Below are 23,183 nucleotides of genomic sequence, written 5' to 3'. Positions count from 1 at the left end.
ATCACTCACCTACTTGTGTAAATACACGGCTTGCAACCGTATCGCCTTGTTCCAAGCCAGATAATACTTCCACATATTCACCATAGGTTTGCCCTAATCGCACTGGATTTAGCAGTCGTTTATCATCAACGATGCGATATACGGCACTCAGTTCTGCTCGGCGAATCACAGCGGCAACAGGAATGAGCATCACCTCACGTTGACCATAATTAAACTCTGTCTTGACCCACATTCCTGGCATCACTTGCCCGGACTTGTTAGTTTGATCTGCACGAGGCAGCTCGAGACGGATTTTGAATGTATGTGATTGAGGGTCTGCATAACTGAATAAGCTGTAATCGATTGGGGTTATTTTATCGCCCGTAGGCATAATGACTTGGAATTGAGCAACATTGGTGACTGCAGGCTGATAGCGCTGCGGAATGGCCGTTTCAACACGCAACTCATTGAATGAGAAACCACTGAGCAGCGCAGTACCCGGAGCCACCGTTTCACCCAGCTCTACATGTCGCTCCGTCACGACACCATCATAAGGGGCGGTAATATTGGTGTATCCAAGTGACTCCTTCGCCTGCACGACTGCGGCTTTTGCCGCCTTGACGGCCGCAGCAGCACTTCGAGCTTGAGCTTCAGCGCCATCCATTTGGTCTTGTGAAATCGCACCTTTAGGAAACAGCAGTCGATAACGCTTTAGTTGAGCTTGAGCTTCACGATTTCGAGCCTCTGCACTGGTTAACTGAGCTTGAGATGCGTCTAAAGAAGCCGATTGCTGAATAGCGCTGATTTCTAATAGCACGTCGCCCTTTTTAACAAAATCGTTAACGTCGACATACACACCAACGACTCGACCAGAGGTTTGAGCCGCAACTGTCCCTTTGTTAACTGGCTGGACAACACCTTCAAATGCAATCTGCTGTGGTATCTGCTCATAGGTCACGATATAACGATCATCAGCATAGCCAACGGCCCAATAACCGCTCGTGATTAAGGCAATACACGCAATCCAAATTCGCCTTTTCATACCCATCCCTCATGTTGATCGTTACGATTCCACTTGCTTATTGAATTCTAGTTAGATTAAACCGTTTGCGTTTGCTGTTGTTTATTATTCTTAATGCAGATCAACAAATTAGTTGCACCAAGCCCAACCATCATTGAGACAAAGAATAGCCATACCTCAATATTACCCAGTGCAAGGCTTGATAGTGCTGGCCCTGGACAGATGCCCACTAATCCCCAACCTAACCCAAAAATCGCAGCACCAGAGATAAGCCGGGTATCAACACTGCGAGTCGTCGCTAAACAGAATTTTTCTGCGTTTATAGGCTGCTGTCTTGCTTTAATAACGATGAAATAGGTCGGCATAAAAACGGCTAATGCGCCTCCCATCACAAACATTAAGCTTGGATCCCAAGAACCAGCCACATCCAAAAAACCTACGACTTTGGCTGGATTGGCCATTCCTGAGATAACCATACCCGCACCAAACAAAATACCTGCCACTAACGAGGTTAATCTAAACAACATCTGATTCATTTTGACTCACTTATAGAAGATGAAGGCGTACAAACACAGTAATGGCAGCAACGCCCATGAAGGTACCTGTCGCCGCAATAGAGCGAGTGGATAGTCGACCAACACCACAGATGCCATGGCCACTGGTGCAACCATTTCCTAATCGAGTGCCTACCCCAACTAATAGGCCAGCAAGCGCCAAAACACCGTTATTAAAGTTAAAAGTTTGCGGCACTTGTGCATTTAAAAACCAAACGGCAATAGCACCACCAGTTACCATGCCAAGTGCAAATAACAAACGCCATGCAAAATCACGCGTTTTAGGCGTCATCAATCCCGTTAATACCCCACTTATCCCAGCAATTTTGCCGTTAAACAGCAACATGAGTGAAGTTGATATCCCTAGTAAAACACCACCTAACAACGATTCCCAAGGAATAGAAAACAACATTATTTATCCTTTTAACCTATGACAAATGAACTAATTACAAAAAACAGTCTGCAAACTTTGAATAAGCTGTACAACCCGCGGATCCGATAGCGAATAGAAGACTTGCTGTGACTCCTTTCTTGCTTTGATCATATTTTGCTTACGAAGCACGGTTAAATGTTGCGAAAAGGCTGATTGACTTAACATCGAGCTTTGCTGCAATTCTCCAACGCCCACCTCACCATTAATTAACTGGCAAAGCACCATCAAACGCTCAGGGTGGGCCATCGTTTTAAGCAACTCTGAAACCTCTATCGCATTTGTTTTCATTTGCTCCACATTGACTGATGTGATCTCCATCATTCCCCCTTCGCATTGCATTTAATTAGATAATACTAATGAATGAGCTTTAGTCAACGCTTATTTAGCTTATCCAAAATTAGATAAATTAACATTAGACATTGCTAATCAATAAATTTATAGTGACTTTAATTTACAACGGAGGGTAACAACATGACGATTGAAAATGGGGTAAGAATATTGGCGGGCAGCATGGTACTGCTGTCGATCGTTTTAACTGTGTTTGTCCATTCAAACTTTATTTGGCTAACGGTATTTGTTGGAGTGAACTTAATTCAAAGCGCTTTCACAGGGATTTGTCCAGCGGCCTTTTTCTTGAAAAAGCTTGGCCTGCACTGAGGATTTACTTACCTTACCATGCCGCTTTTGTTTAATTTTACTGGAGTAATTTATGACTAAGATTGTGATTATTGGTGGTGTCGCGGGTGGTGCATCCGCAGCGGCTCGTGCTCGTCGACTCAGCGAAGAAACTGAAATCATTATGTTTGAGCGGGGCCCCTTCGTTTCATTTGCTAACTGTGGCTTGCCATATCACATCGGCGGTGACATCAAAGAGCGCAGCAATTTGCTGCTACAAACACCGGAAAGCTTTTTAGCGCGTTTTAATGTAGATGTGCGCACTATGAATGAAGTGCTGCGCATTAATCGTGCAGCGAAAACCATCACTGTACGCAATCTGCTCGATCAGTCAGAGTACCAAGAAAGCTATGATTTTTTGCTGCTTTCCCCTGGAGCGGGTCCTATTGTCCCGTCGATTCCTGGGATTCAAAACCCACTGACCCATTCGCTGCGCAACATTCCAGATATGGATAAAATCATCCAGACGCTGCAAATGAATAAACCTGAGCATGCAACTGTCGTCGGCGGTGGTTTTATCGGTTTGGAAATGATGGAAGCATTCCATCACCTCGGTATCAAAACCACGCTGATCGAAATGGCTGATCAGGTAATGACACCTGTCGATAGTGAAATGGCGGGCTTTGCTCATGCTGAGATTCGCGCTAAAGGCATCGATTTACGTTTAGGTGTTGCCTTAAAATCGGTCGAATATAAACCAGCGGCAACGTTACCTAGCACAGAATCGGGTGAAACTCTGGAGCACAAACACATCGAAGGTGAACTGGATCTTGTGCTCAGCAATGGTGAAATACTCACCACTGACATCCTGATTATGGCGATTGGTGTGCGTCCAGAAACCAAACTGGCTGCTGAAGCGGGCTTACAACTCGGTGAACTTGGTGGCATTTGGGTGAACGAACAGATGCAGACCAGCGATCCAGCGATTCACGCCGTCGGCGATGCGATCGAAGAAAAGGATTTTGTTACAGGCAAACAAACACTGGTTCCACTCGCAGGTCCTGCCAACCGCCAAGGTCGCATGGCAGCTGATAACATGCTTGGTCGTAACGAAAGCTATCAAGGGACACAAGGAACTGCCATCTGTAAAATATTCGAATTAGCTGTAGCATCGACAGGTAAAAACGAGAAGCAACTGAAACGTGACGGTGTTGAATACGAAAAAGTGTACGTTCACACAGCCAGCCATGCGAGCTACTATCCGGGCGCTGAAGTGGTGTCGTTCAAAATGCTGTTCGATCCAAAATCAGGCAAAATCTTCGGGGCACAAGCGGTTGGTAAAGATGGCATCGACAAGCGTATCGACGTGATGGCTGTCGCTCAACGTGCAGGTATGACAGTAGAACAACTACAACATTTAGAGCTGACTTACGCGCCACCATACGGCAGCGCGAAAGATGTAATTAACCAAGCAGCTTTTGTCGCAACAAATATAATGAAAGGCGATGCAAAAGCCATCCATTTTGATCAAATCGATTCGCTAAGTGACACGCATATTATTTTGGATGTACGTAATCCAAGTGAACGTGAAAATGGTAATCATCTCAAAGGCGACATCAATATCCCGGTCGACCAACTTCGTCAACGTATGAATGAACTGCCCAAAGACAAAGAGATCATCATTTATTGCCAAGTCGGGTTGCGCGGTAATGTAGCCTACCGCCAACTGGCTAATAATGGCTTTAAAGCACGTAACTTGATTGGCGGGTTCCGTACTTATCTGTTTGCAAAACAATAAAAAAATTCAAAAGAGTGCTGCTGATGCGGCACTCTTTTTAAATTAACCGATGTAAACCGCGATTGGCATATTAGTCTGTTCTTCAAGCTCTTTTAATTTCGCCAACAAAGCTGAGTTAATTTGATTGCCAGCGGTCAACATTAAGTTTCCATTAGGTAAGTACAAATCACGCTTAATTTTCATACCCGGTTTCACTTCACTCAAACCGATGCACAATTCTAGGCCATCCTCCAAGTGTTTTAACGAAGTTACTACCATTAAAAAAGCATCCACGACTGTGGGGTCATATAAGGTTCCAGCCTGCTCTTTTATATAACTCTGCGCACTTTTGGTATGCATACGACGTGGATTATTTGGTGATGCAATATAGTAGTCATAATCTTTAACCACTTTAATAATACGTGAACACAAAGGTATTTCTTCACCATGTAAATGGCTTGGCTTACCAGTACCGTTATACAACTCATCTTGGTGGCGAATGATTTCGACTAATGGCTCAAAGCGCTTAATTCGGCCTAAAATCTTGGCGCCTAATACCGAATTGGCGTTAGGACTCTGAGGAATTGAGGTTTCTGGATCAACAATCAACTTTTCAAGTTCTTTATCTTTCGCACCGATTAATCCTATTTGGTGCATCAAACCACACAAATAGACATGACTTACTTGGCTTTCAGGTAGTTTTAGCCGCTGCGCTACTACCTTCGCTTGGTTGGCAATACGCTCTGCGTGATCGGCTGGGTGTCCCGTTCGATATTGAATGATCGCAGTAACCATACCTAGTATATCTTTAAACGTCTTGTTACGACTTATCAATAAATGTTCTAACTTTTTATTAGATGATTGCAGCTCTAACGTTCTCTCTTTTACCTTCTGCTCTAAATCTTGATTAAATTCAGCCAGCTTACGGTTATTGTCCTCCAAGGCTAGATTCACCACTTCGAGCTCGCTATTGCGTTTTTCTAACTCAATAGCCAAATGTTCTCGCTCTTTTGTCAGACGATAAAACTCCGCTGCTTTTGAAACGATCAATTTTAGGTTTTCGTTATCCCATGGTTTGCCAATATAGGTATGAATTCCGCCGGAATTTACTGCCCTTACGGTTGACTGAATATCGCTGTATCCAGTAAGAAGGATACGAATCGTCTCAGGATATAATTCTTTTGATTTTGCGAGAAAATCGGCACCATCCATCTCTGGCATCCGCATATCAGAGATAATAATAGAGACCTCATGTTGATCTAAATATTCCAAGGCTTCCTTTCCGCTATTAAAAGAAACTATGTCATAATCTGTACGCAAAACCCTCGTTAGTGATTTTAGAATTTCGCTCTCATCATCTAGCAGTAGAAGGCTAAGTCTATCACCACTAATTGCTATTTTTTGTGCGACATTTTCCATCGATCCTCCTCCATTCTAGACAAATAGCTGACCACGTCGTCTGATGATAATGCCTGACTCACCAAATGCCCCTGGATAATGGAACAGCCCAAGGTTTTCAATTTATCTGCTTGCTCCTGAGTATCAACCCATTCGGCAATCACTCCCATTTCAAGTGATTCAGCACTGTCTATCATTGCCCTCAAAATAACTTCATTGGACGCTGATTTGCCAATTGCTTGAACAAATCGCCCATCAATTTTAAGTACATCAAAAGGCATTTCGCACAGATATTCATAGCCCGCATATCCAGTTCCAAAATCATCCAGTGCACAGCTCAATCCCAACCCTTTCAGTTTACTGAGTTCTTGTTTCGCCTGAATAAAATCCTCAATAAAGTCATGCTCCGTTATCTCTATTGACAAATTATTCAAACCGCAACTGAGCTTTGTAGTTAGCTTAGTCAATAATTCGTAAAATTGCCCATTTATCAACATGTTCCCAGGCACATTAACACTGATATTTCGATCTTTAATTAGTTTCTGATGTTGTTTGATGAACATCAGTACGTCTTCCAATATTTTTTCGGTCAACGCTGTAGTTAAACCATACTGTTCAATTATGGGTAAGAAGCTGGCTGGATATTGCCACCCATTCTCAACTGTTTTGCGCCTAGCTAATGCTTCAAATCCACAAACATCACCAGTTACCGTCGACAGTTGCGGCTGATAAAACGCGCAGAAATAGCGTCTATCGATATCGTTTAATACAGAAAATAGCGCCAATAACTCTCGGGATTGAGGATCATTATCGAGCCAGTAAATCGGCAGTTGATGATGCAAACGCACTCGCGAGCGTTCATTAAGGTCAGCAATAGATATATCATCGACTTGATGCAACGATTTGACATCACAGAGCAAAACCGTGTATCTGGTTTTAATAAGATGTGTGTCGACTTCAACAGGCTGAGAGAGTCGCGAACATAGGCGCATCACAACTTGATAACCTTTGGGGCTGTATGGAATGCACATAAACAGCTTATCTTTGTAGCGATATATGGTTTCCGGCTCTGTATTACCATCACTCAGATGCCACGCCAGCGTTTTAATAAATTGATTACCAAGCGCTCCGCCGTATTGATGGTTAATTTCGTCTAGATTAGCAATATTCACCATGACCAAAGCGTATGAGGAGTCACCATGTTTTTTCAATTCGATAATCTGTTCATCTAACGTACGCCGGTTTTTTAAGTTCGTCAGCACATCACTACCTAGCAATGCTTCACGCTCCAATAAACTCAAACGTATGGTTTCAATCAGCTCCTCTCTATCCCATGGTTTTTGGAGAAAACGATGCAATTTCCCTTCGTTCAAAGCACGAGACAAACCTTTGATGTCAGCTTGACCAGATAGAATAATGGTTACAACATGAGGATACTTATTGCGAATATTGACGACCAGCTCTGTCCCATCCATATTAGGCATTCGATAATCAGAAATCACAATTTCGATAGGGTGCCGCTCTAAAATAGTCAGAGCCTCAAGGCCGCTACTCGCACAATGAACCACAGAAAAATGCGGTTTGAATTCACGAGTTAAAGCTTTAAGTACCGCTGGCTCATCATCTACAAGCAGAATTTCTTTATATCGAAACATACAATTACCCCAATCCTTTCATCGAATGATGAGGTGCAACATAAAGCGGTAAACGAATATAGACGCAGGTTCCTTGACCTATCGTCGACTGAATTTCAATTTTTCCGAGGTGCTCTTCTATGATTTCTTTCGCAACAGATAATCCAAGTCCTGCGCCATCACCGATACGCTTGGTGGTAAAAAAAGGATCAAAAACGTACACTAAATCTTCCGGACAAATGCCTTTACCGTTATCGCATACAGATAGACAGACACTCGATTTATTCTCGATTAATAAGCTGTTTTCCATATACAAGGCGACAGTGACTTCACCATCAGTATGAGAGAATGACTGTAACGCATTGACTAACAAATTAATCAGTACTTGTTGGAGCTTATGGGTTTGCCCTAGAACATAAAATGGTATTTGAGGAGGTTCATAATTTAAGCGTGCTTTCAGCTTCATTTCACCCAACACCATATTAGTTGCAGAGCTAACCACGTCTCTTAAATCGACCATTCCAACTGATAATTTGGACTCGTGATAATACACATTCAAGCTCGCTACAATGTTTTTAATACGCGAAAGCCCCTCTAAACTTTCAACAATGATAGACTCGCTATCATCTAGTATTTCTGCCAACTGACGGTCGTTGATCTGCTGGATCTCTGGGTGTGCCTTCACTTGGGCAAGATAGGAACTTAACGTGTTGAAATTACTCATCACAAAGCCGAGTGGATTATTGATTTCATGCGCAACACCGGCGGCCAATTTACCTAAAGAAACCCTTTTTGCATCTTGCTCATTTCGTTGAAGATCGCTACTGCTCTCCCGCATAGACGACAGTAATTTTAAGGCCATCTCAACCAGTAACATGCCTTCTTGGATTTTTTCTAATTCACTTAAATCAAAAGCATTCAGCGTTGTTCGCGCAAGAAACAGGCTATAGCGCCGCGTCGGAGAGGAGACGGAAAAGGTAACGCCACTTTTCCAAGCAGGAAAGTCATTGTGATAGTCTGAGAATTTCCCCGCATCATTGGCTAAATCAGGGAAGTAACTAAACTCCGTATCGGCTAAGGTTGGGTATGTGCCTAACTTCATTGCATCGGTGATTGGAAAACTAGAACGCAGTATCTTGAGCCTCTGCTCAGAATTGTAAGAAAATAGCACGATATGTGTATTAGGGAATAAAGGCTGAACATGAGTAATAAACTGATCTAACTTGTCTTCTTGTGATTGATTTGAAAACATAACTCCTAGCAAAGAAAGTACGACGTAGTGAAATGTTGAGTCCAAGCTGTGTTCTTCTTGAAAGCGTCTATTTTCTTCCTGTTGCTGGGCTTTACTCACATGCATACTCCCTAATCAGATAACGATCATTTTCACTCTATTGCTAGTGTAGCCAATTCGATTGCGTCTATCGGTAACGTAATGATGAATTCAGTACCTTTATTCACTTCACTATGAACTGCAATGGTGCCTTTATGACCTTTGATGATCCCGTACGAAACTGATAAACCTAATCCTGTGCCGGACCCAACAGCTTTGGTGGTAAAGAAGGGTTCAAAGATGCGATCTTTAATCGCATCAGGAATACCGCTTCCCGTATCTTTAATGCGAATTTCTACCTGTTTCTCATTTAACTTGGCTAATGAGATGGTGATGGTGCCTTCTCCGACAATCGCCTGACTTGCATTGACAAGAATATTAAGAAGGACTTGGTTAATCTGCATTGGCTGGCAATACACTTCAGGCACGTTTTCTTGATATATTTTCTCTAAAGTAATGTTGTATTTGATTTCGTTATTGATGATTTTCAGCGTTGATTCGATACAGTTTTCCAAATTTGCGTAGCTCCATTCAGAACCATCAACGTGTGAAAACTCTTTTAAATTTTTCACAATGGCCATTACTCGAGATGAACCTTCTAGTGATTCTGAAATCAAATCAGCCGTATCTTCTAAAATAAAATCAATCTGTTTCTCTTGTAGTAATGACTCACACTTTGCCGCTAAAACAGTATTATTTGCTTGTGAAACCTGTTGTTTTATCCCTTCTAAAACAGCGGCTAGCGTTTGAAAATAGTCACTAAGTGTTTGAATATTGGATGTGATAAAACCCACTGGATTATTGATCTCATGAGCAATGCCTGCCGAAAGCTGCCCAATAGAGGCCATTTTCTCTGATTGCAGTAGTTGTCCTTGAGCATCTTCGAGTTTTTTAATCAACACTTTTTGCGCTTGATGTTCTTGCTCTAATTGATAAGAAATGCGCTTAAGTTCCTGCTGCTGGCTAGCTTGTATCGTTACGTCATAGACACATATACAAACATGCTCGATGGTCCCATCTTCACTATGAATAGGGATGATCTCCAAATCTTGATACATCTGATCTTCTTCGCCCGATACAGGGCGGGAGCTTTTAAAGGGCAGTAGATGAGGCTTTTGCTCCCAGCTACTAAAGCTTGAAGTTTCAATCACCAATGCCGTATCAATTTTTCGTTTAAGGTAGTCTGCGGAATGGGGAAATAGTTCAAGTATGTTCTTTCCTTGCATCACATCACCATCAAAAATGACTCGGGATTGGAAATAGTCATTCGCTTTCACGATAATGTAATCCTGCCGTACTATGCACAACGCAAAAGAGAGTTGATCCAGCAGATCAGAAAGCAGTAAGCGGCTTTTTCCCATTCCAAACTCCTACATCAACTCATCGAGGTGAATGAGTACCTTATCCAATTCGTTGTCTGCAAAACAGATGATGGTTTTAGCAGAGAATGACGCTTTTTCGACTAAAAAAGAGATTTCCATAATTAAAGATAGCTTCCACTGAGAAATGGGGAGCGGCTGTGTTGACGGATAAAACAGCACTGGAGACTGAATTTTAGTTTTTATGTCTATTTGCTGACATAGACCTTTTAGACTTGCACCAGATAAAATATTCGAGATATCTAAAATGCTCTCCTCTAGGCTCACGACATCTTGAGCATCACCTGTTGATTGTTTTAGATCGCTCACTATCTGTTCACAGCCTTTTCTGCTCATTAAGGTCACTAACTCACCATCCATGCCACCAAAAAAAGACTGCCGAGTGTAGTAATAATCGGCTTCATAAGATTGCAGTTGCGCTAAATCCTCATCCGTTGCCACTCCAATACTGGGTACAGATATAGTGACGTGTAAATTAAGTAAGGTAGCCAGTTTATTTGCTGCTCTGCCCATTGAGATATTCATAAATTCTTGCAGGGCGTCTTTATGGTCTTCTGAAAGTGCCATTGTCATAATAGTCCTACCTCGTGCAATGTTTGTTTTAGCTGTGCTGGGTCAAGTGGTTTTTGCAAAAAGGTGACTGCACCGAGTTCTCTTACGCGCTGCTGAGCAAAAGGTTGAATATCGGCACTAATGACAATGACAATACTTTTAGCATCAATGCTATGCAAATATTCAAGGACTTGGAAGCCATCCATTTCTGGCATGGTCAAATCTAAAAACATCACTTCAGCGCACCCATTTTGGTAATTGACTAGGGCTTCTTTGCCATTTTGGGCTTCGTTGATTTCCACATCCCACTCTTCAGGAATCGCCCTCATTACCGCTTTTCTCGACATCTTTGAATCGTCTGCTATTGTAATTTTAATTGCCATGTTCGCTCCCTCTAACCAAAAAAAGTAATTATATAATTACTCAATAAATATGGGTTTTAGCTCAACTAATACGCTTGCAATGGAACTTGGTACACCGTCAATCAGTGTTTGGTAGCTCTCATTTTCCTTACATGTTTCTATACGATTTGCAAGCCCCACAATACTGCCAAGTACAACAGATTTGTCATCTGAAAAAAAATCACTCTTACTTTGATTAAGAACGATCTCTCCAATCTCTGAACCGTATCCCCATATCATCAGCATATATGCCGTTACTATGTAGTAATCAGCATATTCTTGTTGAAGCTCCAAGAAAGAATCAACATTATGGATATCAGCGCCTTCCTCCATCAAAATCAATTTTCCGATTGCGGTAAGCAAGCTTGAGACAAACACCCGATCTTTATCTTGTAGAGAGTACCCCAAGTTTTTAGCCAGTAAACGGGATATATAGCTCACCCTCAGCGCCTGTTCTGAAATATCTTGGTGGGCCTTTTTTGAAACTAAGCTGTTAGCGTGATGGCTCAATAACGATATGGCGATACTCTCCACTAAAGTCGCGCCTAAACGTCCAACAGCTTCCGATAATGAATCTGTGGTTCGACGAAAACCCAAGTAAGAAGAATTGGCAATTTGAAACACTCGTGCAACTAATACAGGCTCATGGCTAATGGTGTCTGCTATCGATTGAAGATCACAAGTAGGAGAGGCAATAGTTTGTTGTAAACGGTGTATCGAATTGGGTAACACCGGAAGATCTTTCAAGCTTCCGAGTTTAGTTCGACACTCACTGTTAAACGGCATTTGATAAAGACGTTCGGTACATTCAAATAAGCGTTCAAAGTCCTCTTGAGTGAATGGCTTAGGCAGTACGAAGTGGGAATACGCATGCGCTTTTTGAGGCAAATTCTCCTGCGTATTCCCAGTTAAAAGAGCTCTCACTACTTGCGGGTAAGACTGCTTTACCTCTTTTAAAAGCTCATCGCCACATTTATGCGGCATGAGTAAATCTGAAATGATAATGGCTGGCGGTTGGCAATTATGCTTATTCCATTCTGACAACCAATCTAGTGGCTCTGAAACGAGTATAATTTCCCATTCTGGACGAATACGCCTGATCAAACGAGCAATGGCTTTAAGCATAAAAACATCATCATCTATGCACATGACTTTCAAATGTACTTTTTCCATTTGATTCTCACTTAGCTTCATCGTTTTATTTATTCATATATTGGTTGATTTCGTCCAACAACAACTTACTTTGATCATTGATCGAACTGATTGAAAACTCGGTGTCTTGAGTAACATTGGTTAGATTATCAGTTGCGGCTTCAAGTTTCTGGAATTCAGATGCTAATACATCCGCTCCGACAAACCGAGATGACGATTTCATGGTGTGTGAAATGTGGTGAATCACCTCAACTTGGTTGCCACAAAACGCATTGCTAAGTTTGTTCAAAGCTTCCAACAGGCTTTTTCGATAGCCGCACAGCATCTCATTCACATTCTCTTCACCAACCATATCCGCCACCCTCTCTGGTGAAAAATACTGCAATCCGTCCATAAAGTGCACCCATAAGCCAAAAAAGTTGATATATGCATCCTGACTTCTAATCCAAAGCGTTAGTACTAGTGTAGACCATATTGCTTAAGTGCTAACAAAAAAGAGCGAGTGAAGTGTATGTATTAGCTTAATACTGCATTGGTAACATCGTAAGAAATAAAGCAATTTCTACCTTGATGCTTTGCTTGGTACAAGGCTTCGTCGGCCAGATTGTAAATATTAGCGATAGACTCAGTACCATTCGGCGTTAACGAGATGACACCTTGAGATAAGGTGACATGATCAGCAATTTCGCTGTATTGATGAGGATAGTGTGCCTTGATCATTGATTGTTGGATTCGCTCAGCGGCGATCAGTGCTTGTTCATAATTGGCATTGCCCAGCAGCACTAAAAACTCTTCACCGCCATATCGCCCTACATACTCACCAGTGCGCACAAATAACTGATTCACCGTTTGCGCAATGGTAATCAAGCAGTTATCTCCTTCTATATGGCCGTAGTTATCGTTAAACCGTTTGAAATAGTCCACATCGATTAAAATGAGGCTCATGGGAAATTTGTGCCGCCCATGCCAACTGATCATCTCTTTAAGCTTGTCATCTATAAATCGACGATTAAAGACTTGCGTTAAGCCATCTTCATTTGCTTGCTGCTGCAAAACACGATTTAGCTCTTCAAGTTTAACCGTTGCGCGTTTAAGCTCTCGACGCATACTTGCAATACGCTGCATGGCTAATAATTTGGAGTTGAGTACCAGTTTATCGACTGGCTTGGTTAAGTAATCATCACCGCCTGCCTCTATCGCTTGCGCGATCATCGACGGTTCATCATGCCCACTTAAAAAGATAATCGGCACCCATTCATGGTATTGCTGACGTATTTTTTTCGATAATTCAAAACCATTCATGCCGGGCATCGAAATATCCATCAGAATCAGTTCTGGATCAAATTGGCAATAGCTATCCAATGCCGCTTGCCCACTGGCAACCGCCTCCACGTGATGACCGAGCTGTTTAAGACGAATGGTGAGTTGCATTCGATCCAGTTGTACGTCATCGACCAGCAAGATCCTCATAGAAGAGCCCGAACTTACCATCTGTAACCCCTTTAAATTTCAATCATATGCTTACGTATAACATAGATTTATTCACTTTCTTTGTTTAATTTTGCGCACAATATTGACTTTTCGCTATAAATTTTTAGCATGTAGCTTTTCCCCTAAAGAGATATCTTCATGTCTGAAGTAAAGCAAACCGAACAACCTGTAGTGGACTTAGACGCCATCTCGCCAGAATTGCGCCAAGTAATTGAATTTGATCAAGTGCCACAAGAGATGTACTACATGGTCGTGTCTATACATGAAGTCTCTGAAGAAGCGGTACGCGAGTCTTGGAACTCTCTACCAGCCAGTGCGCAAAATGTGTTGGATAATTTTGAACAGTTTCATGCGTTGATCTCTGTTAGCCAAGCTTTTGCCGGTGTCAATGTCATGGAGGAGTTCCCAACATTGAATTTACCGAAAGAGATGACAGACCAAGATAAAGAAGAATACCGAGCAGAGCTTCTTGATCAAGTGCTGCATAACTGTGTGAAAGATATGGTTAAACAGATCAAAAAAGCACGCCGCGACCCGATTCTAAAACGCGATTTTAAAGACGTGTTTGCAAAATAAAACGCACACCATTGAGCATAAAGCCGTCAATTTTATATGACGGCTTTTTCTATTGAACCTGAACTCGGGATAAGAGAGGCTTAGGTTATTGAATCAATACATTAATAATGAAAAATATTAATGCGTTAAGACGATATCACGCTGCGACACGCTCACGCCTTTAATTTGCACATACAGCGAATCACCAACATCCAATTGCAGCTCATCGGCCGCCCATTTGGTTACCGTAGCCCACAGGTAACACCCTTCGCCTAACTTGAGTTTTATCCCCACACTCTGTTTATCAGTACCTTGAGGCTGCTTTTCAATCTGACAAATCTGCGCAGGCAGAATATTACGAATTGACGTCCGGTTTGGCTTATCAAGCGCCACCGAAACATCATTCGCACGGATCTGTAATCGCAGTGCAGAGCCTACCTCGCCTTCAACATATTGCACCCAAAGTTTGACATCATCTGCAAGCGAGACCTGTGTGAGCGCATAATCTTTGTTGTGCTGGCAGATGTGGGCAGAAAACAGACTGCTTTGGTCGGCAAATGATTGCCAAGGTCGCATATAATTTGAAGACCACACTTGCTCTAGCTCACCGCTTATCAGCACAGCGCCCTGCTCTAACACAACTAAATGATTAGCCAAACGCAAAATTTCATTCATGCTGTGCGTCACATAGAGAATTGGAATATGCACGCTATGAGCCAGCTCTTCCAAAAAAGGCATCACTTCACGTTTGCGCGGCATATCGAGCGATGCCAACGGCTCATCCATCAATAAAATATCGGGCTTGGATAGTAAGGCTCGGCCAATCGCTACTCGCTGTTTCTCCCCACCCGATAAATCATGCGGATAACGTGTAAGTAATGGCGCTAAAGCCAATAATTTTACGATGGCGGCGAAGTGGTCGGCATCCTTTTTTTTGACACCATAGTTTAAATTGCCATGAACGGTGTAATGTGGAAACAATCGAGCATCTTGAAAAACGTAACCAACATTGCGCTTCTCAACAGGCAAGTTAATCTTTTTTTGTTGACTAAATAGGATGCGGCCATTGATCTCGATTTCACCAAGTTCAGGCTTCACCAATCCACTGATAATATTGATGAAGGAGGTTTTCCCCGCCCCTGAACGCCCGAAAACCGCACAAATACCACGGCTTGGTAAAACCAAATCCGCATTAAGCTTGATATCACCTAACTGTTTTTCAAATTGAATCTTTAACCCACTCATCATTGAGTCCCTAAGCGCCGCGCCATTCGGCGGCTAATCACTTCAGAAATGAATAACGAAGCCAAGGCAATCATGATCGAGATAATACACAAACGCATCGCTTCCATTTCGGCTCCTGGCGTTTCTAAAAAGTTATACATCGCAAGAGGAAGCGTTTGTGTTTCACCGGGAATATTGGACACAAAGCTAATGGTGGCTCCAAACTCACCTAGGCTGCGAGCAAAAGAGAGCATCGCGCCAGTGATCAGCCCGGGTATCGTTAAGGGTAATGTAATGGTCAAAAAAACTTTGAGTGGTGAAGCGCCTAAGGTTCGAGCCGCTTGCTCTAACTTAGGATCGACGCTTTCAAGGCTTAAACGAATCGCACGAACCATCAAGGGCAGTGCGATGATGACACACGCCAACACGGCTCCACGCCAACTGAAGCTGAAACGCAAGCCAAACATATTATCAAACCACTGTCCAATTACGCCTTGTTTACCCATGGTGATCAACAGAAGATACCCCACGACCACTGGCGGTAAAACGAGCGGCAAATGCACTAGGCTATCCAATATACTTTTACCCCAAAACTGCTTTCTGGCGAGTAGCCACGCAAAAAACATTCCCAGCGGTAAGAGCCAAAGCACGGTATAAATCGCGACTTTTAAGCTCAGTTGCAGTGCAACCCATTCGTACTCAGAAAGCAAAGGAATCCGTTCCTGTCATCACGCTAAAACCGTAGTTCTGTAAGATACTTTTTGCTTGATCGCTGCGTAAAAAAAGCATGAATTGATTCACCGTATCACGCTCAGTCAGCTGCACTAAAGGATAATGGATGGCGCTGTGTAGGCTTGAATCAAATTCGTGTACCACTTTGACCTTATTGCTCATCAATGCATCCGTCTTATATACAATACCAAGTGCGGCTTCTTGACGTTCCACTAGCGCAAGCGCTAAACGTACGTTATTGGTTTGAGCCAGCATAGGGGCGAGCGACGACCACACTTTTAACTTTTCTAGTACCTCTTGGGCATACATTCCCACAGGCACTGCCATTGTGTTACCTATCGCTAAACGTGAACCGTTCAAGGCGTCAAGCCATGTCGCAACATCATTTACCGCCAGCGAATTGAGCTTCGACGATTGAGGGGCGATAAGCACCAGCTGATTTCCAGCCAACAATGTGACCTTATCGCTCGTCACAATGTTCTTGTTAAGCAAGTGAGTAACCCAGTTATCATTGGCTGAAATGAAAATATCCGCTGGTGCACCTTGCTCAATTTGACGAGCAAGCGCGGATGAACCCGCATAAACGGGCACAATGTCTAACGGTTGTTTCGGCTGGTAAGCCGCAATCAATTCATTAACCGCATTCGTCATGGATGACGCTGCATAAACAGTGATTTTCTCTTGTGCATAAACCGCCGTGCAGCACAGCATGGCGACGATAGAGAGCAGTATTTTTCTCATGTTAACGCTCCGTTAATTCTGGCCATAATAAGGCCAAGTTCAAATGCTCTTCAATCGCATCCGCAATGCGGTTAATGGCTTGTTCTTTTTGCGCCACATGATCGTAATAACTTATATCAGCGGCACCAGCCCAGCGACAGATAAGCTCAGTTGCGGGAAAACTATCAAAAATTCCGTGCATGTAAGTCCCCAACACTTGCTGGCAATCACTTAATAAACCATCACGGTTGCCATTGTCTAACGTGATGATTGCTGAGGATGATGCATCATCGAGCGTTGTGCGTCCAACGTGGATCTCGTAGCCTGAGACCTTCGCTTTACCTTGCGGTAAAATAAGCTCGCCTTGAACATTCCTGAGCGTTTTTTCATCGGTGAGTTCTGTACTGACGTTCAACAACCCCAGTCCTTCACTTTCGCCCGCTTCACCTTCAACGCCGAGTGGATCGCGAATTACCCGACCTAACATTTGGTAACCACCACAAATGCCCATCACTTTACCTCCGAAACGCAAGTGACGTTTGATATCCTGATCCCAACCTTGCGAGCGAAGATACGCAAGATCGTCCCTTACAGATTTACTGCCCGGAAGCAGAATCAGATCCGCATTTTCGATCCGTTCACCCTTTCCCACATAACGTAAGTCAACATCAGGATTTAAACGCAACGCATCAAAATCAGTATGGTTACTAATGCGAGTCAACACTGGCACCACAATATTCAATTTACTGTTGCTTCTGAGGGTTTGCGCTTGAGTGATCGCATCTTCAGCTTCTAAATCAAAGCCATGTAAATAAGGCAGCACACCAATGACGGGTTTACCCGTTTTTGCTTCTAACCAATCAAGGCCAGATTGCAGTAACGCAATATCACCTCGAAAGCGGTTAATCACAAACCCTTTTACACGCAGCTGTTCCGATTCAGAAAGCAGTGCTAACGTGCCATACAGATGAGCAAATACACCGCCTCTATCAATATCGGCAATGATAATCACAGGTACATCGGCCGCTTCAGCAAACCCCATGTTAGCAATGTCGTTTTCGCGTAGGTTGATTTCAGCCGGGCTTCCCGCCCCTTCAATCATGACACTTTGATACTCGGCTTGTAACCGAGCGTAGGAATCAAGCACAGTATTCATCGCGACTTTCTTATAATCGTGATAACCCGTTGCTTCCATATTAGAGAGCGCTCTGCCTTGCAGGATAACCTGCGCACCCGTGTCTGAATTTGGCTTGAGTAATACAGGGTTCATGTGTACCGATGGCTCAACGCCACACGCTTGAGCCTGAACAGCTTGCGCTCTCCCGATTTCGCCACCATCGGCCGTCACCGCACTATTGAGCGCCATGTTTTGCGGCTTAAAAGGGGCTACTTTTATTCCTCGACGTGCTAACACTCGGCACAAGCCTGCAACTAGCACACTTTTTCCAGCGTCGGAAGTGGTGCCCTGCACCATCAATGACCTTAATGTTGATTCCATATTAACTCTACGATAGGCGTTTGCTGGTAATCATACCGTCACAGCTGCTACTCACTCAATAAAATGAATGGAATATTAATGTTCCGCTCAGAGTGTGTTCAACATCTTAGTGTTTAAATCGCTTCATCAAAACAACAAACCCATAGAGGAATTAAAAATGAAACGTACAACACTAGCCCTAGCAGCTTCGATGATTATTGCTCCTGTTTTCGCTTTTGCAGGTAACCATAACCAAAACAGTAATACCATCAATTACAATGGTCCTATCGAACTTACGTCTGTGGAATCGTTGCTAAAAGACACCAATATGTTTACAGAAAAGCATGTTGTGGTTGAAGGAAAGTTGATTCGTCAAATCAGAAAAGACACATTCGTATTCAGTGATGGCAACGGTGAGATTCAAGTAGAACTGGATGATGATATCCACTTCACAGCGCCACTCAATGCCGAGACTAAGGTTCGCCTTTATGGCGAATATGAAGGAGGGCTGACACCTGAAATCGAAGTGGATCAGATCCAAGTTCTATAATCATTACTGTTTATTGCTCTCTTGATGGTAAAACACAAAAAATAAGATGGATTTTTTTGTGAAAATGGCCTGTAATTTGCAGGCCATTGCTGTATCTTATTCAGCTTAATTTTCATCTTTTCAGGACGAAGCGTACATGTATAAAAAAGCGTACTCACTAGGCCTAGTCGGTTTGTCATGCGTTCTTTCTTTCTCTGCGCAAGCTAACAATTTTAATTATAACTTCTTTGAAGTCAGAACCGCTATCAGCCCTGAATCCTCAGGTGCAGAATTTAGTACTTATTTAACCGATAATACACACCTGATCGTTCATTACGATTCGAGATTTGACGGAGATTGGGATACCGCTGGCGGAATTGGTTTTAACGGCCCAATAAGCCAATTTGCTGATGTCTACGGACAAGTGCTTATTCACCACATTAGACCTACCGATGAACAGGGTGGCAAAAGTGAAACCCAGTTGGAGTTTAATATTGGTAGCCGGATCTGGTTATCGAGCCAAATTGAAGCCAATATTAAACTGGGTAAGAACGATGAACACTCGGTATTTTGCGCTGGATTACTTTTTCACTCTACCGAACAATTATCGTTAGGAGCTGAAACCAAAAACAACGGCGTTTACGGCTCACAGATCGTCATGAATGTTCGTTTTCAATTCTAAAACGTAAAACGGCCTTCAGGCTTAAGCGCATAATGCTTCTTAACTACTTGGTGTGCGCTTCTTTTTACTCTTTATATCAATAGAATTACCCCACAAATTTGATGTACTCCGCGATATCAGATATTTGGAAGCGACTTCTCATATATCAGCGATATACTATGCACTCAATAACTTATATGTGCCGCTATGTTTCGCTCTTTCTATAAATACTTAGCTCAATGGCTATTTGTTAGTGTCGTGCTTGGGGTTGTACCCTTTCTTTATTTCGTCAAAGAATTCGACAAAGCTCATGAACAAACTGTGCAAATGATCGAACAAAAAAGCCATGCTCAACTCGAATACAATAAGCACGAACTGCTTACTGCGTTTAATGACGTTTACAATTCAACTCAAATATTGTCAAACAACACCATGTTGTACAGCGCATTACGTCTTCCCTCCACCGAAAATATCGAAGCGGTACAGGCGTTTTGGTTATTAGCAGCTCGTATTCAAACCCTTTATTCTCGGCTCAGGCTTTTTGATATAGCGGGTAACGAATTAATTCGCGTGAATCAGAGTAATGGATCAACAGAAGCAGTACCAAGATCACCACTAAAAAACAAATTGCACCGAGACTATTTTCAGTATGCGCAAAACCTTTCCCCAAACCAAATTGGGATCTTCGGTGTTGATAGTGAAAGAGAAGAAGAAAATTATGGTACTGCTTCCCAGATAACCGCAGTATTTAGGATTATTGCACCAATAGATTTTGATGGAAAAAGGCAAGGCTATTTTGTAGCAAATCTTAACTTAACCCAATTGTACAAAAAATTTAACCAGAGTTTAAATTCACTGAGTCGCCCAGACATCATCAGTTTCAAGGGTCAGTATATTCATCATGAAAATGAGATCTTGTCTCAGCAAGAAAACCCGTCGAAATACCACATGCTGAATATTAACAGTGTCGCCCCTATACTATGGAAAAGTATGCAAGAGCAAGCTTCTGGCACGGTATGGGATAACAACTGCTGGTATAGTTTTACTCAAGTTCCTTTGCAATCCATATTCCCAGAAATGGAGCCAATTTATCTAATTCAGTCATTAAATGGTGATGCGCTCAATAAATTGCTTTCTGCCACAGAGCTAAAAATTGGCTTTCAAGCGGTTGGCATCGCGCTATTAGTAATGACGATTGCCGCCGGTTTTATTCGTTGGAACGCAAACCACGATAAAAACAGTATCGAGAGCAAACTGGCTAGGGCGGCGATGAATGGTATGTCCGCTATGGTGATTACCGATCGTAATAACCGCATTATCAAAGTAAACAATGAGTTTACCCGGATCAGCGGCTACACCTTAGCCGAGGTAAGAGGTAAACAACCTTCCGTTTTTTCCTCCGGTAAGCACAATCAAGCTTTTTACATGAATATGTGGAAAGTGCTGCAAGACGAAGGGCTATGGGAAGGTGAAGTCATTAATAAGCGTAAAGATGGCTCAATGCAAACCGAGATCTTACGTATTCAAACCATCCGTGATTCAGACGGAATTATTCAGTTTTATGTGGCCTCCTTTGTTGATATTAGTCATCGCAAAGAGCTAGAAAATCGCCTGCGTGAGCTCAGCGAGAAAGATGCGCTCACCAACATTTGGAACCGCAGGAAATTTGATCAAGAAATGCGTTCAGAATGCTTACGCGTAAAACGTTACCAAGCTCAAGTGCAGTCGTGCTTAGCGATTATTGATATCGACCATTTTAAACGCATTAATGATAAATTAGGCCACGCAGAAGGCGATAAAATCATTCGCTCTGTCGCAACACAATTAAGTGAGCACCTAAGAGAAACGGACTTTTTAGCTCGCATCGGAGGCGAAGAGTTTGCCATCATTATGCCTCATACACCACTGGCAGAAGCTGAGTTGGTCATGCACCGTTTACGAGTAGCCGTTCACTTAAATCATCGTTTAGAAGTGTCGATCAGCGGTGGCATCACTGACATTACAGAAAAACCAGAAGAAGTGTATAAACGGGCAGATATTGCATTGTATGAGTCAAAAGCTTCGGGGCGTAATCTTGTCTCGGTATTGACCAGTGTCGAGATGGAAGAATTTGCTTAACAATTAGCACCATTTAAGTGCATCGAGAAATAAAATGGGTTTATTTTCGTGCAATTATCGCAAACTTAGTTTGTAACGTATTGTTCGCTATCATTTTTACTTTTGGCTTAAAACTTGTACTACTCTCTAATATGGTAAATAGATTGCACATATTTAGGGAGAAATAAGATGCAAGAAACACTAACCGTTGTGTTAGCAGGTGGTGTCGGTTCGCGGCTATCTCCGCTAACTGATGACAGAGCAAAACCGGCTGTACCCTTTGGTGGAAAATATCGAATCATTGATTTTACACTCACCAACTGCCTACACTCAGGGCTGCGAAAGATTTTGGTCCTGACTCAATATAAATCTCATTCATTACAAAAACATTTACGTGATGGCTGGTCTATTTTCAATCCAGAACTCGGCGAATTCATTTCTGTGATCCCCCCGCAGATGAGAAAAGGCGGAAAATGGTACGAAGGAACGGCGGACGCTATCTATCACAATATGTGGCTACTTTCACGCAGTGATGCCAAACACGTCGTTGTTTTATCTGGTGATCATATCTACCGGATGGACTATGCCTCTATGCTCGAAGCTCATAAGCAAAAAAATGCTGCACTAACTATCGCCTGCATGGATGTCCCAAGAGAACAAGCTTCTGCCTTTGGCGTGATGAATGTGGATAATGACTTCAAGATCACCTCATTCATCGAAAAACCAAGTGACCCACCCTCCATGCCCAATAATCCTCATCGCAGCTTAGTTTCTATGGGGATCTACATTTTTGATATGGAAGTATTAAAAAGTGCTTTGATTAATGATGCTGAGCTGGAAAACTCGAGTCACGATTTTGGCAATGACATCATTCCCAAATTGATTGAAAGCCATGCTGTTTATGCGTATGAGTTTTGCGGTGACCGGGGGCGAGTCGCTAAAGATTGTTACTGGCGTGATGTCGGAACACTTGATTCTTTTTATAACGCTAACATGGATTTACTCGAACCCGTTCCACCAATGAACTTATACCAAAAAAACTGGGCCATTCGAACATACGAAGCGCAATACCCACCTGCGCGCACGGTTTCTTCTGCAACAGGTAACGAAGGTATATTCATTAATTCGATCATTTCAAACGGTGTGATTAACTCTGGAGGTTCTGTACAACACTCCATTATTTCTTCAAACGTCAGAATTGATGATGGTGCAACAGTGGTCGATAGCATTTTATTTGATGATGTTGAAGTCGGCGCAGGGTGTCAGCTCATGAGGTGTATTATTGATAAACATGTAAAAATCCCTCCACATACCCAAATTGGCTTAAACCCAGTTGAAGATGCCCAGCGTTTCCGTATTTCAGAAAATGGCATTGTTGTGGTACCCGAAAGTTATCAATTCTAAACCTAGATTTTTTTGCCCACTCAATTTATCCCTCATTAAAATGAAGCCTTAGCACACGCTAAGGCTTC

General features: G+C 42.7%; 23 protein-coding genes and 2 pseudogenes. 7 read left to right on the top strand and 18 right to left on the bottom strand.

The window, feature by feature from the left end; translation table 11 throughout:
• Position 1: 1 nt before the first annotated feature.
• The 4 genes from AACT42_RS23080 to AACT42_RS23065 are packed head-to-tail and all read right to left on the bottom strand — an operon-like array spanning position 2 to position 2,326.
• Entirely contained in the window at positions 2-1,021 is a 1,020-nt protein-coding gene (locus AACT42_RS23080; RefSeq protein ID WP_411848012.1) for an efflux RND transporter periplasmic adaptor subunit, read from the bottom strand.
• Between the two features lie 56 nt (positions 1,022-1,077).
• On the bottom strand, positions 1,078-1,536 hold the full coding sequence (locus tag AACT42_RS23075; RefSeq protein ID WP_017047210.1) for a YeeE/YedE family protein: 459 nt from the start codon (positions 1,534-1,536) through the stop codon (positions 1,078-1,080).
• A gap of 10 nt (positions 1,537-1,546) precedes the next feature.
• The gene (locus AACT42_RS23070; protein WP_013867869.1) at positions 1,547-1,966 is read right to left on the bottom strand and encodes a YeeE/YedE family protein; all 420 of its coding nucleotides are present in this window, start codon (positions 1,964-1,966) and stop codon (positions 1,547-1,549) included.
• Positions 1,967-1,996: 30 nt separating this feature from the next.
• Complete coding sequence (locus AACT42_RS23065; RefSeq protein ID WP_013867870.1) at positions 1,997-2,326, bottom strand: ArsR/SmtB family transcription factor; 330 nt, start codon at positions 2,324-2,326, stop codon at positions 1,997-1,999.
• A 132-nt stretch (positions 2,327-2,458) separates the two neighbouring features.
• Here AACT42_RS23065 and AACT42_RS23060 point away from each other — a divergent pair, with 132 nt between their 5' ends.
• Positions 2,459-2,644 (top strand): YgaP family membrane protein, encoded by a 186-nt coding sequence (locus AACT42_RS23060; RefSeq protein WP_017042380.1) that lies wholly within the window; start codon positions 2,459-2,461, stop codon positions 2,642-2,644.
• Positions 2,645-2,696: 52 nt separating this feature from the next.
• Positions 2,697-4,400, top strand: a complete 1,704-nt coding sequence (locus tag AACT42_RS23055; RefSeq protein ID WP_094132204.1) for an FAD-dependent oxidoreductase — start codon at positions 2,697-2,699, stop codon at positions 4,398-4,400.
• 42 nt (positions 4,401-4,442) lie between these two features.
• Here AACT42_RS23055 and AACT42_RS23050 read toward each other — a convergent pair whose 3' ends face one another.
• From AACT42_RS23050 to AACT42_RS23010, 10 genes and pseudogenes are all read right to left on the bottom strand, one after another.
• Positions 4,443-5,798 (bottom strand): HD domain-containing phosphohydrolase, encoded by a 1,356-nt coding sequence (locus tag AACT42_RS23050; RefSeq protein WP_094132203.1) that lies wholly within the window; start codon positions 5,796-5,798, stop codon positions 4,443-4,445.
• On the bottom strand, positions 5,774-7,432 hold the full coding sequence (locus AACT42_RS23045; RefSeq protein WP_094132202.1) for an EAL domain-containing protein: 1,659 nt from the start codon (positions 7,430-7,432) through the stop codon (positions 5,774-5,776). Before AACT42_RS23045 ends, AACT42_RS23050 begins: the two co-directional genes overlap by 25 nt.
• 4 nt (positions 7,433-7,436) lie before the next feature.
• Positions 7,437-8,768 carry a sensor histidine kinase gene (locus AACT42_RS23040; protein WP_088729650.1) on the bottom strand — a complete coding sequence of 444 codons (1,332 nt, stop codon included), beginning with the start codon at positions 8,766-8,768 and terminating at the stop codon, positions 7,437-7,439.
• 26 nt (positions 8,769-8,794) lie between these two features.
• Positions 8,795-9,394: pseudogene (locus AACT42_RS24870) on the bottom strand (sensor histidine kinase); the annotation flags it as partial.
• A gap of 65 nt (positions 9,395-9,459) precedes the next feature.
• Positions 9,460-10,102, bottom strand: a pseudogene (locus tag AACT42_RS24865) (PAS domain-containing protein); the annotation flags it as partial.
• 9 nt (positions 10,103-10,111) lie between these two features.
• A complete protein-coding gene (locus tag AACT42_RS23030; protein WP_088729652.1) occupies positions 10,112-10,693 on the bottom strand; it encodes a chemotaxis protein CheC in 582 nt (193 codons plus the stop codon).
• Complete coding sequence (locus AACT42_RS23025; protein WP_019282209.1) at positions 10,690-11,055, bottom strand: response regulator; 366 nt, start codon at positions 11,053-11,055, stop codon at positions 10,690-10,692. The genes AACT42_RS23030 and AACT42_RS23025 overlap by 4 nt, the downstream gene beginning before the upstream one ends.
• Positions 11,056-11,091: 36 nt before the next feature.
• Positions 11,092-12,267 carry an HDOD domain-containing protein gene (locus tag AACT42_RS23020; protein WP_064626201.1) on the bottom strand — a complete coding sequence of 392 codons (1,176 nt, stop codon included), beginning with the start codon at positions 12,265-12,267 and terminating at the stop codon, positions 11,092-11,094.
• A 4-nt stretch (positions 12,268-12,271) separates the two neighbouring features.
• Positions 12,272-12,577 (bottom strand): Hpt domain-containing protein, encoded by a 306-nt coding sequence (locus AACT42_RS23015; protein ID WP_019282211.1) that lies wholly within the window; start codon positions 12,575-12,577, stop codon positions 12,272-12,274.
• Positions 12,578-12,741: 164 nt separating this feature from the next.
• A complete protein-coding gene (locus AACT42_RS23010) occupies positions 12,742-13,716 on the bottom strand; it encodes a diguanylate cyclase domain-containing protein (protein ID WP_088733409.1) in 975 nt (324 codons plus the stop codon).
• A 138-nt stretch (positions 13,717-13,854) separates the two neighbouring features.
• Here AACT42_RS23010 and AACT42_RS23005 point away from each other — a divergent pair, with 138 nt between their 5' ends.
• Complete coding sequence (locus AACT42_RS23005; protein ID WP_017046416.1) at positions 13,855-14,292, top strand: DUF3069 domain-containing protein; 438 nt, start codon at positions 13,855-13,857, stop codon at positions 14,290-14,292.
• Positions 14,293-14,409: 117 nt separating this feature from the next.
• On the opposite strand, the gene modC is transcribed toward AACT42_RS23005, so the two are convergent.
• Genes modC through AACT42_RS22985 form a run of 4 tightly spaced genes read right to left on the bottom strand, consistent with a single transcriptional unit; the run spans position 14,410 to position 18,445 of the window.
• Positions 14,410-15,516, bottom strand: coding sequence for a molybdenum ABC transporter ATP-binding protein ModC (gene modC / locus AACT42_RS23000; protein ID WP_176429075.1), 1,107 nt, complete (start codon positions 15,514-15,516; stop codon positions 14,410-14,412).
• Positions 15,516-16,205 carry a molybdate ABC transporter permease subunit gene (modB, locus tag AACT42_RS22995; RefSeq protein ID WP_161441860.1) on the bottom strand — a complete coding sequence of 230 codons (690 nt, stop codon included), beginning with the start codon at positions 16,203-16,205 and terminating at the stop codon, positions 15,516-15,518. The genes modC and modB overlap by 1 nt, the downstream gene beginning before the upstream one ends.
• The gene (gene modA / locus AACT42_RS22990; RefSeq protein ID WP_094133426.1) at positions 16,195-16,968 is read right to left on the bottom strand and encodes a molybdate ABC transporter substrate-binding protein; all 774 of its coding nucleotides are present in this window, start codon (positions 16,966-16,968) and stop codon (positions 16,195-16,197) included. The genes modB and modA overlap by 11 nt, the downstream gene beginning before the upstream one ends.
• Position 16,969: 1 nt before the next feature.
• Positions 16,970-18,445: a cobyric acid synthase gene (locus AACT42_RS22985; protein WP_094133425.1), complete on the bottom strand. Its 1,476-nt coding sequence runs from the start codon at positions 18,443-18,445 to the stop codon at positions 16,970-16,972.
• A 157-nt stretch (positions 18,446-18,602) separates the two neighbouring features.
• Here AACT42_RS22985 and AACT42_RS22980 point away from each other — a divergent pair, with 157 nt between their 5' ends.
• The 4 genes from AACT42_RS22980 to glgC all read left to right on the top strand — a co-directional run bounded on the left by AACT42_RS22980 (position 18,603) and on the right by glgC (position 23,115).
• Positions 18,603-18,974 carry a YgiW/YdeI family stress tolerance OB fold protein gene (locus AACT42_RS22980; RefSeq protein WP_026029118.1) on the top strand — a complete coding sequence of 124 codons (372 nt, stop codon included), beginning with the start codon at positions 18,603-18,605 and terminating at the stop codon, positions 18,972-18,974.
• A gap of 136 nt (positions 18,975-19,110) precedes the next feature.
• Entirely contained in the window at positions 19,111-19,635 is a 525-nt protein-coding gene (locus AACT42_RS22975) for a hypothetical protein (protein WP_047689689.1), read from the top strand.
• A 186-nt stretch (positions 19,636-19,821) separates the two neighbouring features.
• Positions 19,822-21,732 (top strand): sensor domain-containing diguanylate cyclase, encoded by a 1,911-nt coding sequence (locus AACT42_RS22970; RefSeq protein ID WP_094168005.1) that lies wholly within the window; start codon positions 19,822-19,824, stop codon positions 21,730-21,732.
• A gap of 168 nt (positions 21,733-21,900) precedes the next feature.
• Positions 21,901-23,115, top strand: a complete 1,215-nt coding sequence (gene glgC, locus AACT42_RS22965) for a glucose-1-phosphate adenylyltransferase (protein ID WP_013867890.1) — start codon at positions 21,901-21,903, stop codon at positions 23,113-23,115.
• Positions 23,116-23,183: the final 68 nt, after the last annotated feature.

The organism is Vibrio sp. V15_P4S5T153 (assembly GCF_963874485.1).
In the GTDB taxonomy this organism is placed as follows: Bacteria; Pseudomonadota; Gammaproteobacteria; order Enterobacterales; family Vibrionaceae; genus Vibrio; species Vibrio anguillarum.
This window is presented reverse-complemented; position numbering and strand designations above follow the sequence as displayed.

Coding starts and splice junctions, on each gene's coding strand:
- AACT42_RS23050 (WP_094132203.1), bottom strand. CDS start 5,798: ATGGAAAATGTCGCACAAAAAATAGCAATTAGTGGTGATAGACTTAGC.
- modC (WP_176429075.1), bottom strand. CDS start 15,516: ATGAGTGGGTTAAAGATTCAATTTGAAAAACAGTTAGGTGATATCAAG.
- AACT42_RS23055 (WP_094132204.1), top strand. CDS start 2,697: ATGACTAAGATTGTGATTATTGGTGGTGTCGCGGGTGGTGCATCCGCA.
- AACT42_RS23070 (WP_013867869.1), bottom strand. CDS start 1,966: ATGTTGTTTTCTATTCCTTGGGAATCGTTGTTAGGTGGTGTTTTACTA.
- AACT42_RS23040 (WP_088729650.1), bottom strand. CDS start 8,768: ATGCATGTGAGTAAAGCCCAGCAACAGGAAGAAAATAGACGCTTTCAA.
- modA (WP_094133426.1), bottom strand. CDS start 16,968: ATGAGAAAAATACTGCTCTCTATCGTCGCCATGCTGTGCTGCACGGCG.
- AACT42_RS23025 (WP_019282209.1), bottom strand. CDS start 11,055: ATGGCAATTAAAATTACAATAGCAGACGATTCAAAGATGTCGAGAAAA.
- AACT42_RS23015 (WP_019282211.1), bottom strand. CDS start 12,577: ATGGTTGGTGAAGAGAATGTGAATGAGATGCTGTGCGGCTATCGAAAA.
- AACT42_RS23060 (WP_017042380.1), top strand. CDS start 2,459: ATGACGATTGAAAATGGGGTAAGAATATTGGCGGGCAGCATGGTACTG.
- AACT42_RS23020 (WP_064626201.1), bottom strand. CDS start 12,267: ATGAAGCTAAGTGAGAATCAAATGGAAAAAGTACATTTGAAAGTCATG.
- AACT42_RS22985 (WP_094133425.1), bottom strand. CDS start 18,445: ATGGAATCAACATTAAGGTCATTGATGGTGCAGGGCACCACTTCCGAC.
- AACT42_RS23030 (WP_088729652.1), bottom strand. CDS start 10,693: ATGACAATGGCACTTTCAGAAGACCATAAAGACGCCCTGCAAGAATTT.
- AACT42_RS22970 (WP_094168005.1), top strand. CDS start 19,822: ATGTTTCGCTCTTTCTATAAATACTTAGCTCAATGGCTATTTGTTAGT.
- AACT42_RS23075 (WP_017047210.1), bottom strand. CDS start 1,536: ATGAATCAGATGTTGTTTAGATTAACCTCGTTAGTGGCAGGTATTTTG.
- AACT42_RS22980 (WP_026029118.1), top strand. CDS start 18,603: ATGAAACGTACAACACTAGCCCTAGCAGCTTCGATGATTATTGCTCCT.
- AACT42_RS23045 (WP_094132202.1), bottom strand. CDS start 7,432: ATGTTTCGATATAAAGAAATTCTGCTTGTAGATGATGAGCCAGCGGTA.
- AACT42_RS23005 (WP_017046416.1), top strand. CDS start 13,855: ATGTCTGAAGTAAAGCAAACCGAACAACCTGTAGTGGACTTAGACGCC.
- AACT42_RS23010 (WP_088733409.1), bottom strand. CDS start 13,716: ATGGTAAGTTCGGGCTCTTCTATGAGGATCTTGCTGGTCGATGACGTA.
- AACT42_RS23065 (WP_013867870.1), bottom strand. CDS start 2,326: ATGCAATGCGAAGGGGGAATGATGGAGATCACATCAGTCAATGTGGAG.
- glgC (WP_013867890.1), top strand. CDS start 21,901: ATGCAAGAAACACTAACCGTTGTGTTAGCAGGTGGTGTCGGTTCGCGG.
- AACT42_RS23080 (WP_411848012.1), bottom strand. CDS start 1,021: ATGAAAAGGCGAATTTGGATTGCGTGTATTGCCTTAATCACGAGCGGT.
- AACT42_RS22975 (WP_047689689.1), top strand. CDS start 19,111: ATGTATAAAAAAGCGTACTCACTAGGCCTAGTCGGTTTGTCATGCGTT.